The sequence below is a fragment of the Tolumonas osonensis genome (assembly GCF_014202415.1).
Lineage (GTDB): Bacteria > Pseudomonadota > Gammaproteobacteria > Enterobacterales > Aeromonadaceae > Tolumonas > Tolumonas osonensis.
In genome coordinates this window covers 457,471-470,488 of the sequence record NZ_JACHGR010000001.1, presented here as the reverse complement: position 1 = coordinate 470,488, position 13,018 = coordinate 457,471, and the positions used below count along the sequence as shown (strand labels likewise).

Sequence of the window (13,018 nt, the reverse complement as noted above, 5' to 3'; positions counted from 1 at the left end):
CTAAAAAATATTCAATGCGTTCTATAATAATAACAGGCGTGATCGTTATCTGAGTGATCCACCTGCGCCGTAAGGAGGTTTATATGCGTCTCGAAAAATGGAACCCGTTCCGTGACCTTGACGATATTTTCCATAATTATCAGCGCTCTTTCCCTGTTCCGTTCTGGGGCCGGGAATCCATGACGGGCAGCAGCGACTGGGTTCCTGCTGTGGATATCGTGGAAGACGACAAAGAGTATCAGCTCAAAGTCGAAATTCCTGAAATTCCACGCGAAGCCATCAAACTGCAGGTCAATCATGGCACGCTGACGATTACCGGCGAACGTAAGATGGAAAAGAGCGATGAAAAACACCATCGCATAGAACGTTACTATGGTAGTTTCAGTCGCAGTTTCACGTTACCGGATGATGTTAAGGCGGAAAATGTCACTGCCAACTTCAGTGATGGCATGCTCTATGTGCATATGCTGAAGAGTACACCGACGGGTGACAAGCCACTGGAAATTGAAATCCACTAATTAACGGTGAAAAAGAAACGGCATGCCAGTCTCATCCGCATGCCGTTTTGTTTTGTCTGCTATTTGCGCACCAGCCAGACACCGGATTCCATATGATGCGTGAACGGGAACTGGTCGAACAGGGCGCAGCGTTTGATCTCGTGGGTCTGACACAGGGTGTTCAGGTTATCGCTCAGGGTCTCCGGGTTGCAGGAGATATAGAGGATCTGCTCGTATTCCTGAATCATCGCCAGAGTATCCGGATCCAGCCCGGCACGCGGCGGATCCACCAGAATGGTGTTGCAGTGATAGCCTTTCAGGTCGATGCCTTTCAGCCGGTTAAATTCGCGTACGCCGTTCATGGCTTGGGTAAACTCTTCGGCTGACATGCGCAGGATCTGCACATTCTCAATCTGGTTTACCGCGATATTATGCTGCGCAGCGTGTACGGAGGATTTGGCAATTTCCGTGGCCAGCACGCGGTCAAAATTCTTCGCCAGTGCCAGCGAGAAGTTGCCGTTGCCGCAATACAGTTCCAGCAGATCACCCTGACAATCCGTGGTGACATCCAGTGCCCAGCCCAGCATGTGCTGGTTCATTTCGGCATTGGGCTGGGTGAAGCTGTTTTCCACCTGCATATATTCCAGTGTACGGCCAGCAACCTGCAACTGTTCCAGCACATATTCCCGCTCCAGCACGATCTTTTGCTTGTACGCGCGGCCGACGATATCGATTTCGCCGAATTCGGCTCGCAGTGCCTGCCGCAGTTCACGTGCCGCCGGTTCCCAGGCGTCGGTAAGCTGCTTGTGGTAAAGCAGGGTGATCAGGGCTTCACCACTCAGGGTGGTCAGAAAATCGACCTGGAACAGCTTGTGTTTAAGGGCGTGGTCAGCACGTAACAATGCTTTCAGGCGCGGCATCAGCCGGTTGATCAGCAGACTGCCGGTAGGGAATTCTTCCACGTAGTAACGCTGTTTGGTTTCGCTATTGAACATGACATAGAACAGGTCATCCCCTTCGTGCCAGATACGGAATTCGGCCCGCATCCGGTAATGCGTCGGGGCAGAGGCAAACACATCCGGCTCCGGTGCCTGAAACGGAGCCAGCAATTGCGTCAGGCGCTGCTGTTTTTCATGCAACTGTTGCTGGTAAAGGGCATCGGAATGCGCTGCGTATGTCATGTTGAACTCCGTCACGGCTGGAAGGGCGCAAATTGTATGCGGTTGTGCGTGGTTGTCCAGTTTTATGCTTACGTTTTATGCGGTGTTATTTGTTAACAAAATGTCACGTCCGGCTATACAGACCCTGATGGGCTCTCTATAATCCGCGGCTCTCTGGCGCAATAACCTGCTTAAAAGGGAATCCGGTGTGAATCCGGAGCTGGCGCGCAGCGGTATCGGGGAACGAAAGCGAACGAGTGAACACTCAGGCACTGCCGCCCGGCGGGAAGCCGTCGCCGTAGGAATGAACAAGCCCCCAAGCCCGAAGACCTGCCAGAGCAAAATCCGGGTCATATCCTCTGATGTGACAAACAGGGACCACTACGCGAACTAGGGAATACCCATGTCAAAACGACTGACTGCTTCTGTGCTGTCGGCGCTGGCTATTGCTGCGCCTGTACACGCCGAAGAATCCACCGGCCTGCCGATCACGGTGACGGCAACACGCTTTGCCGAACCAACTGCCTCTGTATTGGCGCCGGTAAATATTATTACCCGCAAGGATATCGAACAGTTACATGCCCGCTCTCTGAGCGATGTTGTGAAAACATTGCCGGGTGTGGAAATGGTGTCTAACGGGGGGCGCGGTCAGCAATCCTCGGTCATCGTGCGTGGCGCGACCTCCGCCGAAACACTGGTGCTGATGGATGGCGTACGTATCAATAGCGCGACCAACGGCGGCACGGATTTCAGCGGTATTCCGCTCAATCAGGTTGAACGGATTGAATTCGTCCGGGGTGCCCGCGCTTCGGTGTACGGTTCGGATGCGATTGGCGGTGTCATCAACATTATTACCCGCGGCAGCGCCGGGCAGAATAAGCATACGCTGAATGGCAGTGCCGGCTCCCGCGATTACCAGAACCTGAATGGCAGCACCTCCTTTGATATCAACCAGCAGCAACATCTGAAATTCGCAGCCGGTTATGAAACCGAAGATGGCTATAACGTGCATCCGGTGGAAGGTGTCAACGACGGTGATGCACATGGTTTTCTGGGGCGTAATGCCATGCTGGATTACCAGAACCAGCTGACGGATAACGTGAATGTGTACGGTGCGATGCACTGGTCCCGCAACACGGTGCAAAGTGACGGTTCATCAGTGCCATATGTTTATGATGGCGTCACATATGGTGGGCATGAACGCGATGAAACCTGGGAAGAGAACACCCACTATCAGTTAGGCACGAAATACAGAAAAGAGCGTTATCAGACCGAACTGAATGCCAGCCTGATCAACAACGACATGTATTATTATCCGGATACGATCACCCGTCATGACGCGGATTCGGTGTATAAAACCAGTCAATATCAGCTGAGCTGGCTGAATCATTATCAGGTGACGGATCCCTGGACGGTGGGCGCCGGTGTCGATTTGCGCCGTGACGTATTGCATTCGGATTCGCTGTCTTCCGGTAGCGCGTTTTTTGATGAAGATAAAAACCGCAACAACGTCGGGGTCTATGCGTTATCGCAATATCGCTGGGAACAATGGCTGGGCGAGCTGAGTGGCCGTACCGATGATAACCAGCAATATGGCCGGCATAACACCTGGCAGGCGGGTCTGGGCTGGAATTTCCTGCCGGAATATCGTCTGAGTGCCCGTTATGGCACCGCCTTCCGGGCGCCAACCTTTAATGATCTTTATACGCCGTATGCCGCATCCCCGGATCTTAAGCCGGAAACATCCAAAAACAGTGAAATTGCACTGGAAGGGACTACCCGGGAGGTTTTATGGCGTGTGACTGCGTATCGTAATGATCTTGAGGATATGATCGAATGGGCTCCGGACAGCAGTGGCTCCTGGTATCCGGGCAACGTGGGTCGTGCGCGGATCAAGGGGGTTGAACTGGAAGCGGAATTCGCCACCGGCTGGCTCACGCATAAACTCAGCGCGGACTTCAAGAATGCGCGGGATCTGGAAGACGATACGCCGCTGTCACGTCGTGCAAAACGTAACTACAAATGGACTGGCATGGCGAACTGGAATAAATGGGATGCGTCACTGACCGGTCAGTATCAGAGTGAGCGGTATGACAGTGCCACCCGTCTGGCGCCTTACGCGCTGTGGAATGCGGCGGCAGGCTATCATGTGCTGCCACAGTTGCGGATTGGTGGCCGGATCGACAACCTGTTTGACAAGGATTACACCCTGGCCAAAGGCTATGCCACGGCAGAGCGCAGTTACTACGTCGATTTCAGTTACCAGATGTAATTCCTACGCCTGATTGCAGTACAAATAAAAAGGGTTCGCTTTTCACGGCGAACCCTTTTGCTTATGAGAGAGAAAACAGTGTCAGAGGATTATTCCTCTTCGAGATAGGCGTAACCCTGCAAGCCGGCTTCGAGTTCCTCCAGCAATTCCTTGCGGGTCTCTTCACTCAGCGACGGGTGTGCTACCAGCTTCTGGTAATCGCGACGGATCACCGAAGTGTCGATATTGACGTAACGCAGCAGGTTATCGACGTTATCACCCTTGATGATATTGGTGATCACCGGTTCGCCGTTATCGTTCAGGCATACTTCCGCACTGTGGGTATCACCAAACAGGTTATGCAGATCCCCGAGGATCTCCTGATAAGCGCCGACCAGGAAGAAGCCCATATAGTGGGTTTCGTCGTTGCGCATTTCAGGCATTGGCAGCGAATTTTCGATACCCACACCATCGACATACTCTTTAATCATACCGTCAGAATCGCAGGTGATGTCCATGATCACACCACGACGGGTTGGCTGCTGATCCAGACCACTCAGTGGCATGATCGGGAAGATCTGGTCGATCCCCCAGGCATCCGGCAGTGACTGGAACAGCGAGAAGTTCACAAAGCATTTGTCTGCCAGCTTCTCGTTCAGTTCATCCTGCAGATTGCGATGCATGCGGTTAACCGGATCCAGCATGACCTTCAGTTTCAGGCACAGATTCAGATGCAGATCTTCTGCCCAGGCGCGTTGCTGCAGTGACAGCATGCCCAGCGTGTATTGGGTATGCACATCGGCCAGATCCGACACCGAGTCATGGAAGATTTCCAGCAGGCCCGGATCTTCTTTCTCATGCAGTTCTTTCCAGCTGTCCCACATGTTCTGCAGCAGCATCGGAGCTTCGGCATTCGGTGCATCCGGCAGCGAGGTCGGTAGCTGACTTTCCATGCCGACGATATTGGAGATCAGGACCGCATGGTGTGCGGTAATGGCACGACCGGATTCACTGATGATCATCGGATGCGGCAGATCGAACTCTTCGCAGACATCACCGATACCCCACACCACATTATTGGCATATTCGCGCAGGTTGTAGTTGGCCGAGCAATGGCTCTGAGAACGGGAGCCTTCGTAATCGACACCCAGTCCGCCACCGACGTCAACGACTTCGATGTTGGCGCCCAGATGACGCAGCTCGGCATAGAAACGACCGCATTCACGGATCCCGCCCTGAATATCACGGATATTGGCAATCTGTGAACCCAGGTGGAAATGCACCAGTTGCAGACAATCCAGTTTGCCGGCCTCACGCAGACGTTCTACCAGTCGTAGGATCTGGGCGGCATTCAGGCCGAACTTGGATTTTTCGCCGCCGCTGGCCTGCCATTTACCGGAACCCTGTGATGCCAGACGGGCCCGCACCCCGATACGAGGGGCGATATTCAGACGGGCCGCTTCATCCAGGATCAGCTCCAGCTCGGACGGTTTTTCCACCACGATATAAACGTGGTGACCCAGCAGGGAGCCGAGCAGCGCATGGCGAACATATTCGCGATCTTTATAACCGTTACAGACGATCACCGAACCCTGATCGTGGTGATGGGACAGCACGGCCAGCAGTTCCGGCTTGGAGCCCGCTTCCAGACCCAGTGCCGGCTTGTCGGCAAACGCGCGCGTGACCGATTCAATGACCTGATTCTGCTGGTTGACCTTGATCGGATAAACGCACTGGTAACGGCCTTTGTAGCCGTAACTCTGGATCGCCTGTTCAAAGGCGCCAAACAGCGCATTAATGCGGGTTTTGATGATATCCGGGAAACGCAGCAATACCGGTGCGGCATAGCCTTGTTTACGTAACTGTTCGATAATATCGACTAAGGCAATCTTGCAGTCTAACCGGGTTTTATCCGGTGTCACGACGACACGGCCCAGCGCATCGATATTGAAAAAGCCCGCGCCCCAGTAAGGAACGTTATACATCTTCAGGGCGTCCTGACAGGACCAGTTTGCCATGGCATTTCCTTAGTAAAAATCAATCATAATCACGGTGCAGTATCGGGCGCGTTCGTGTCAGCAACATGGCAGTATCCCTGGTGCGCCCTTCTGATCGCGGCGTATTTTATGCGTATTACTCTGGCGATAAACATTTTTTTATAGCCACAAAAGGTTTCTATTGAAAACCTTTGACTAGGCAGTGATCCAGTGTGAATAAAAACGCGGATCAGGACATACAACGCCCATATTCATGCAAAAAAAACTTGGTGGATCTCGTCAGATCCCGCCGGAATAAGCGAACAGGGCCAACAAAATTGCGCACATAATGTTCAGTACGAATCCGACCCGGATCATATCCCGTTGCAGTACATAACCACTGGCATAGACGATGGCATTCGGCGGCGTCGCGACCGGCAGCATAAACGCACAGGAAGCGGAGATCGCAATCATGATCGACATGATACTGACCGACATGCCCATGTTGCCGGCCACACTGGCAAACAGGGGGACCATCAGTGCCGCCGTCGCGGTATTGGAGGCCAGTTCGGTCAGGAACACCACAAAGGTGGCGATTGCCAGCAGTAACAGCAGCGGATGGGTGTGACTGAACCAGGTGGTGATCTGTTGTGCCAGAAACAGACTGGTGCCGGTCTCCTTCAGGATCGCAGACAAACTCAGCCCGCCCCCAAACAGCATCAGCACGCCCCATTCGGTATGCCGTTCCACATCCCGCCAACTGGCAACACCGGTAATACAGATCATCACGGCCGCTGCGAGCGCAATCAGGGTATCTATCTGCTCAATACCGCCCAGCCAGGCAGAAATTGGTTGGGAGCCGATCCAGGCTAAGACCGTACCGGAGAAGATAACCAGCGTCAGTTTATGCTGGCGCGTCCAGACGAGTTCCATCTGTTGCATGGTGCAGTGCTGATTTAAGTGCGGACGTAACACCAGATAGAGGGCGAGCATGGCGCAGGGCAACAGGATCAGGACGATCGGAATGCCGAACATCAGCCATTGCAGAAAGGAGATATGTGCCTGCGCAGCGGCAATCACATTGGGCGGGCTGCCCACCAGCGTACCAATGCCACCGATACTTGCGCTGTAAGCCATCCCGAGCAGAATAAAAGTCTGTGTATTGTGTTTTTTTTCGTCCCCCAGTTGTGAGGCAATACCTATGGCCAGTGGCAGCATCATGGCTGCCGTGGCGGTATTACTAATCCACATCGAGAGCAGCGCGGTGATGGCAAACAGCAAACCGACGGCCATATCAAGACGTCCCCTGGCCAGGATAAGGATCTGTCGGGCCAGAAACTGATCCAGCAGCTGTTTATGTAATGCTGCCGCCAGGGCAAAACCACCAAAGAAAAGATAGATGGTCGGATTGGCGAAATGACTGATTGCCGGTTGTAACGGAAAGATCCCAAGCAGCACCGCCATGATGGGTACCAGCAGGGCAGTCACGGTGACATGAATGGCTTCACTCAGCCATAACACGGCAATGAACAGGAACAGCGATAACCCTTTGTTTATCCGGGGATCAAACGGCAGCCAGTTCAGCAGGATCAGCAGCAGCGCTACATCCAGCAGCAGGATCAGCGGCTTGTACTGCGACTTGAAAAGTCCTGTAGTGGATGTGTCATCAGACATACACACCTCAACATCACGGGCTGTTTTATCTCTTAGTGTAGTTGAGGCGGTAACAAGTGAGGATTATTCCGCCGGCTGGCGCAGGTAGTGGATCACCTGATTACTGCTGCCACGCCAGACCAGCGACGGGTCGGCCAGTTCCTGCACGAATTTGCCATCGATCAGCACATCGATCAGGGCGGTGATTTCCTGCTGGGTGGGGGTGAGTTCGGCGAGCAGATAACCGGTCCACATCCAGATGTCCTTACCGGGGCATTCCGCGCGGATACGCTGGATCAGCGCCAGTATATCGGCCTGATTGGCCGGATGCAGCGGATCGCCGCCGGAGAAGGTAATGCCGCGGCGTTTGATTTTGGTGTCATTCAGATCGGCAATAATGCGATCAGCCAGTTCCGCAGTGAACGGATGGCCGGAATCGGTGCGCCAGGTGGACTGGTTGTAACAGCCCCGGCACTGGTGTTCGCAGCCGGAGACAAACAGGGTACAGCGGGTGCCCGGACCGTTTACCACATCAACGGGGTAATATTTCTGATAAAACATGGCGGGCTCCTGAATCATGGCTACTGCTGTACACACTAGCCCGTCAGCCGCGAAAAATCAAAGCAGGGAAAGTAGGGGTAAAGAGACGTTTCTCCCGGCGGAGAAACGTCACAAGCGATGTTATTCCAGAATTTCGCGGGCATTGATGGCCTGTACAGGACGGTTGTTGTCCTGTCCCATGACCTTTTTGAACGCGTCAATCTGTGCTTTAGAGACAAAGGCCGGCTTTTTCAGCACGATCCAGCGAACACCTTCGGTACAAGGTGGAGTCGTCAGCGAGCCACTGAAGCGATAGTAGGCGTGGTTGTTCGGGAACAGTGTCTGCGCATTAAATGCCGGAGACAGGGCAATCTTGTCGCCTTCTTTGGCTGGCATATGTGCCCACAGGTTTTTCAGCGCCGTGTTTTCATGGCCTTCTTTAAACATGACGGTCACCACCGCCAGATTGCCATCCTTATCGGCATGAACAAAATGGCCCTCCAGCGGATAAGATTCACCTTGGATCAGATTTTCACTGGGGGCATGGAAATGGAACTGTTTCAGACCATACTCCACGCCATCAATCACCACGTTGCTGCCGGCATCGTACACGACCTGTACGGTATGGCCGTTGTTCAGGATCTGGCTGCCGCCTGTTTTATAGTTGAATTTCAGCGGTTTCAAATCAGCTTTGATAAAACCGGTCAGGTTGACCGGGGTCTGATTTTTACCGGCGCAGGCACCGAATTCCGGTGTCAGTTTCGCCCAGTTTTCAGGGCCGGTTTCACCGTTGTAACCCCAGTGGGCATGATGTTCAGCGGCGAATGCGGAGAAGGAGGCAAGCAGCATGGCTGCACCAAACAGATTCTTTTTCATTCTGTGGATCCCGAATTGATTAATACTGAAAGGCAAATAAAAAACGCCCCGAAGGGCGTCGCAGTATAACCTTACTTATTTAATGGTTTTGTAACTAAATGTACTCACGCGATATTTTTCAGCGTTGCTCGCCGGGGTTATATCGGAATTTGGTGCCGTCCGGACGGGTTTTGAAGCGCCGGTGCAGCCACATATACTGGGCCGGCGCTTTACGGACGGCCTCTTCCAGCACCTGATTGCTGCGGGTGGCATCGGTTATCTCATCACCGGTCGGATAGTTCTGCAGTGGTGGTTCGATGATCAGCTGATAGCCGCCTTTTGGCAGACGGATGTTGTAGCAGGGCAGAACGACACTGTTTTTTACCCGAGCCAGTGTGGCGGTGCCGGTAACCGTGGCGGCATCACGGACGGCCAGGAACGGGACGAAGACACTGGCCCGCGGACCGTAATCATGATCCGGGGCATACCAGAGCGCTTCTCCCTGACGCAAGGCCTTGATCATGCCTTTCACGTCATCCCGGTTGACCAGATATTTGTTGCTCTTGCAGCGGCCATGATACTGCGCGTACTCCAGTACCGGATTGGTGTTGGGGCGGTAGACGCCGACGCCCGGGCGCAGCAGGCCGAACATGCGGGCATTCAGCTCCAGCGTCATAAAATGGGCGGATAACAGCAGCATCCCCTGTTTATTGGCGACGGCCTGTTCGACATGCTCCGCGCCCACCACCTGCATGACCTTGCGGATCCGACGATCCGGCCAGAACCAGGCCATCCCGGTTTCAAATATCGCCCGGCCGACGTTGGCAAAATTTTCCCGGATTTGCTGTTCCCGGGTCGCCTCGTCCCATTCCGGGAAGGCCAGTTGCAGGTTGGTGCGCGCAATCCGGACCCGGCGCGGTAGGATCTTCATGGTGAACCAGCCCAGCGCGGCACCCAGCTGCATCAGGACCGGGTAGGGTAACTGCACGATCAGCCATAATACGGCCTGCCCGAACCATTGTGGCCAGTAACGCGGATGAAACAGGCTGGCTGTCAGACGTGGAGCGGAATCGGGTAACTGTGTCGCTTGCATGGCAGATGACCGGAAAATTAGGTTTAGAAAATGATAAAAGCCTCCCCAGTTTAGCAAATGGCGCTCAGGGAGGCGAATCATCATCCGGGCTGTGATAGACTGCGCGCAATTCAGAGTCAGTATTGAGTAAACATCATGACTATGCGCATTACCTTACCTGATTTTTCCGCTGCCCGTGTGCTGGTGGTCGGCGATATCATGCTGGATCGCTACTGGAGTGGTCCGACCCGTCGTATTTCCCCCGAAGCCCCGGTACCGGTGGTAAAAGTCGAAAAAAATGAGGATCGCCCTGGTGGCGCGGCCAACGTCGCCTTAAACGTCGCGGCGCTGGGCGGTAAAACGACACTGCTGGGTTTTGTCGGTCAGGATGAGGCGGCGGATAGTCTGGAAGCGAAACTGGCGGGACACAAGGTGGCCTCGGATCTGGTCAAGGTCGCGGACCTGCCGACCATTACCAAGCTGCGTATTCTCAGTGGTAATCAGCAACTGATCCGCCTGGATTTTGAAGATTCGTTCGCCACGGCTGATCCGGCGCCGTTGCTGGCAAAACTGGATGCGGCCCTGCCGGATTTTGATGTGCTGATCCTTTCCGACTATGCCAAAGGGGCACTGACCTGCGTGCAGGATATTATTCAGCTGGCACGGAAACACAAGGTGCCGGTACTGATTGATCCGAAAGGTACCAGCTTTGAGAAATACCGCGGTGCGACCTTGATCAAACCCAATATGCTGGAGTTTGAAACCATCGTCGGCAAAGTGAAGAACGAAGATGATCTGATCGAGAAAGCGAAAAATCTGCTGAATGAACTCGATCTGGAAGCGCTGCTGGTAACCCGTTCCGAAAACGGCATGCTGCTGGTGCGCCGTGGCGGTGCGGTGCTGACGCTGCGCACTCAGGCACGCGAAGTGTTCGATGTGACCGGCGCCGGTGATACCGTGGTCGGTGCGCTGGCAACCGCCCTGTCGGCCGGCAAATCGCTGGAAGAAGCCTGTGCGATTGCCAACTGTGCAGCCGGGGTCGTGGTGGCGAAACTCGGTACTTCCACCGTGAGTCCGCAGGAGCTGGCGCAGGCGCTGCATGAACACAGCAGCATGGAGCAGGCGTTCGGGGTGATGAATGAAGCCGAGCTGAAAACCGCTGTGCTGGCGGCGCGTCGCCGTGGCGAGAAAATCGTCATGACCAACGGTTGCTTCGATATTCTGCATGCCGGGCATGTCTCTTATCTGAAGGCGGCACATAAACTGGGTGATCGCCTGATCGTGGCGGTGAATGACGATGCCTCGGTGCGTCGTCTGAAAGGCGAAAAACGCCCGATTGTACCGGAAGATCAACGGATGGCGGTCCTGGCGGCACTGGATTCAGTGGACTGGGTGGTGCCGTTTACCGAAGACACGCCGCAGCGCGTGATCGCCGAGATCCTGCCGGATCTGCTGGTGAAAGGCGGTGACTACCAGCCGGAGGATATTGCCGGTTATGCCGAAGTGACCGCTAATGGCGGCGAGGTTCGGGTGCTGCATTTTGAAGATGGCTGTTCGACCAGCAACATCGTCAAAACCATCATCGAACGCGAATGCCGGTAAATTGAGGTAACACCCTGTTCCGTTCGGAGCAGGGTGTTGCACTTTGTCACACTTGTGGCACAGCTTTGCCACGACTCTTTGTTTTACTTAAAGATATCCGGGACTAAAAGGATGTCTTTATATGCGTTATCTGATTTCACTTCTTGTCATTTCTCTCATCTGCTGGGTTTTAGCGTTACCCACCGATGCGCTGCAACAGGGGTTTCTGTTCTGGCGTAATCAGGGCATTCAGTTAACCGGCATTCTGGCGCTTGCCCTGATGGGGGCGTTAATGCTGATGGCGACCCGTCCGTCCTGGCTGGAACAGCGGTTAGGGGGCTTGGATCATCTGTATCAGTTGCATAAATGGAGCGGTATCACTGCCGGCAGCATGGTACTGCTGCACTGGCTGCTGACCAAATCACCCCGCTGGCTGGTGGACTGGGGTCTTATCACGTTAGGGCCAAGACCGGCGGGCACACATGTACCGGATGCCTGGCGTGGTATTGCCAAAGAGGCCGGGGAATACTGCTTCTATGCCATGATCCTGTTCATGATCATCAGTCTGGTTAAAGTCCTGCCCTATGGCCGTTTCCGCCAGATCCACAAAGTCGGTGCGGTACTGTTTCTGCTGGCGGCCTTCCACAGTATTTATCTGTTACCTGATGACACCCGCTGGGCGCCGTTTGGCCTGCTGACGCTGACCGCCGGTGTGCTGGGGTCGTTGGCTGCCTTGTGGAGTCTGTTCGGCCAGATTGGCCGCTTACAGCGTTATCAGGGCGAAGTCATCGCACTGCGTCAGCATGAAGGTAATGTGCTGGAGATCGAAGTGGCACTACCGATGGACTTTCAGGACGAGTATCTGCCGGGGCAGTTTGCCCTGCTGACACTGCATAAAGACGAAGGATCGCACCCGTTCACGATTGTGCGCGAAGATGTGCAGAATGGCAGCATCATTTTTGCGATCAAGGCATTGGGCGATTATACCCGCCAGTTGTCAGAACAGGTGCAGGTGGGCGATGAGGTCACGGTGGAAGGGCCGTATGGCCGGTTTGTGCTGCCAGAGTCCGGTGGTCAGGAGTACTGGATTGCCGGTGGCATTGGCATCACGCCGTTTCTGGCCTGGCTGGAAGGGCTGGCCGCAGAGGGGTATCACCGACCGGGCGCGCATCTCTATTACTGTGTGAACAGCCAGCAGGAGATCCTGTTCGCCGAGCGTCTGCAGCAACTGGCGAAACAGACCGGGGTCAGACTCACCATCGTCGATCGGCAAACCGACGGCTTTCTGGATCCGACACGTCTGGAGATCGATGAAGATACCCGGCTCTGGTTCTGTGGCCCGAAAGCCATGCGGGATATGCTGTTAAAACATGTTCCCGCCGCCCAGCTGCATTACGAACAGTTCGATTTCCGCTGATTAATGGAGCCGCCAG

Annotated in this window: 10 protein-coding genes and 1 riboswitch; of the genes, 4 read left to right on the top strand and 6 right to left on the bottom strand. The window is 54.4% G+C overall.

Annotated features, from left to right (window positions below; all coding sequences use genetic code 11):
- Positions 1–83 precede the first annotated feature (83 nt).
- Positions 84–518 (top strand): Hsp20/alpha crystallin family protein, encoded by a 435-nt coding sequence (locus HNR75_RS02130; RefSeq protein WP_188025355.1) that lies wholly within the window; start codon positions 84–86, stop codon positions 516–518.
- A gap of 59 nt (positions 519–577) precedes the next feature.
- Here HNR75_RS02130 and trmA read toward each other — a convergent pair whose 3' ends face one another.
- On the bottom strand, positions 578–1,678 hold the full coding sequence (gene trmA, locus HNR75_RS02125) for a tRNA (uridine(54)-C5)-methyltransferase TrmA (protein ID WP_188025354.1): 1,101 nt from the start codon (positions 1,676–1,678) through the stop codon (positions 578–580).
- Positions 1,679–1,815: 137 nt separating this feature from the next.
- Positions 1,816–2,009: riboswitch (cobalamin riboswitch) on the top strand.
- Between the two features lie 51 nt (positions 2,010–2,060).
- Between trmA and HNR75_RS02120 the strand changes: the two genes are divergently transcribed.
- Positions 2,061–3,929 carry a TonB-dependent receptor domain-containing protein gene (locus HNR75_RS02120; RefSeq protein ID WP_188025353.1) on the top strand — a complete coding sequence of 623 codons (1,869 nt, stop codon included), beginning with the start codon at positions 2,061–2,063 and terminating at the stop codon, positions 3,927–3,929.
- 89 nt (positions 3,930–4,018) lie between these two features.
- On the opposite strand, the gene speA is transcribed toward HNR75_RS02120, so the two are convergent.
- The 5 genes from speA to lpxL form a co-directional block, all read right to left on the bottom strand.
- On the bottom strand, positions 4,019–5,926 hold the full coding sequence (gene speA / locus HNR75_RS02115) for a biosynthetic arginine decarboxylase (RefSeq protein ID WP_188025352.1): 1,908 nt from the start codon (positions 5,924–5,926) through the stop codon (positions 4,019–4,021).
- Positions 5,927–6,184: 258 nt separating this feature from the next.
- Complete coding sequence (locus HNR75_RS02110; RefSeq protein ID WP_188025351.1) at positions 6,185–7,558, bottom strand: SLC13 family permease; 1,374 nt, start codon at positions 7,556–7,558, stop codon at positions 6,185–6,187.
- A 63-nt stretch (positions 7,559–7,621) separates the two neighbouring features.
- Positions 7,622–8,098 carry an anaerobic ribonucleoside-triphosphate reductase-activating protein gene (nrdG, locus tag HNR75_RS02105; RefSeq protein ID WP_188025350.1) on the bottom strand — a complete coding sequence of 159 codons (477 nt, stop codon included), beginning with the start codon at positions 8,096–8,098 and terminating at the stop codon, positions 7,622–7,624.
- A 120-nt stretch (positions 8,099–8,218) separates the two neighbouring features.
- Positions 8,219–8,953: a carbonic anhydrase gene (locus HNR75_RS02100; protein WP_188025349.1), complete on the bottom strand. Its 735-nt coding sequence runs from the start codon at positions 8,951–8,953 to the stop codon at positions 8,219–8,221.
- 118 nt (positions 8,954–9,071) lie between these two features.
- On the bottom strand, positions 9,072–10,025 hold the full coding sequence (gene lpxL, locus HNR75_RS02095) for an LpxL/LpxP family Kdo(2)-lipid IV(A) lauroyl/palmitoleoyl acyltransferase (protein ID WP_188025348.1): 954 nt from the start codon (positions 10,023–10,025) through the stop codon (positions 9,072–9,074).
- Between the two features lie 141 nt (positions 10,026–10,166).
- Between lpxL and hldE the strand changes: the two genes are divergently transcribed.
- Positions 10,167–11,606 (top strand): bifunctional D-glycero-beta-D-manno-heptose-7-phosphate kinase/D-glycero-beta-D-manno-heptose 1-phosphate adenylyltransferase HldE, encoded by a 1,440-nt coding sequence (hldE, locus tag HNR75_RS02090; RefSeq protein WP_188025424.1) that lies wholly within the window; start codon positions 10,167–10,169, stop codon positions 11,604–11,606.
- Between the two features lie 121 nt (positions 11,607–11,727).
- Positions 11,728–13,002, top strand: a complete 1,275-nt coding sequence (locus HNR75_RS02085; protein WP_188025347.1) for a ferredoxin reductase family protein — start codon at positions 11,728–11,730, stop codon at positions 13,000–13,002.
- Positions 13,003–13,018 lie beyond the last annotated feature (16 nt).

Coding starts and splice junctions, on each gene's coding strand:
- HNR75_RS02100 (WP_188025349.1), bottom strand. CDS start 8,953: ATGAAAAAGAATCTGTTTGGTGCAGCCATGCTGCTTGCCTCCTTCTCC.
- speA (WP_188025352.1), bottom strand. CDS start 5,926: ATGGCAAACTGGTCCTGTCAGGACGCCCTGAAGATGTATAACGTTCCT.
- HNR75_RS02130 (WP_188025355.1), top strand. CDS start 84: ATGCGTCTCGAAAAATGGAACCCGTTCCGTGACCTTGACGATATTTTC.
- hldE (WP_188025424.1), top strand. CDS start 10,167: ATGCGCATTACCTTACCTGATTTTTCCGCTGCCCGTGTGCTGGTGGTC.
- HNR75_RS02085 (WP_188025347.1), top strand. CDS start 11,728: ATGCGTTATCTGATTTCACTTCTTGTCATTTCTCTCATCTGCTGGGTT.
- trmA (WP_188025354.1), bottom strand. CDS start 1,678: ATGACATACGCAGCGCATTCCGATGCCCTTTACCAGCAACAGTTGCAT.
- nrdG (WP_188025350.1), bottom strand. CDS start 8,098: ATGTTTTATCAGAAATATTACCCCGTTGATGTGGTAAACGGTCCGGGC.
- HNR75_RS02120 (WP_188025353.1), top strand. CDS start 2,061: ATGTCAAAACGACTGACTGCTTCTGTGCTGTCGGCGCTGGCTATTGCT.
- HNR75_RS02110 (WP_188025351.1), bottom strand. CDS start 7,558: ATGTCTGATGACACATCCACTACAGGACTTTTCAAGTCGCAGTACAAG.
- lpxL (WP_188025348.1), bottom strand. CDS start 10,025: ATGCAAGCGACACAGTTACCCGATTCCGCTCCACGTCTGACAGCCAGC.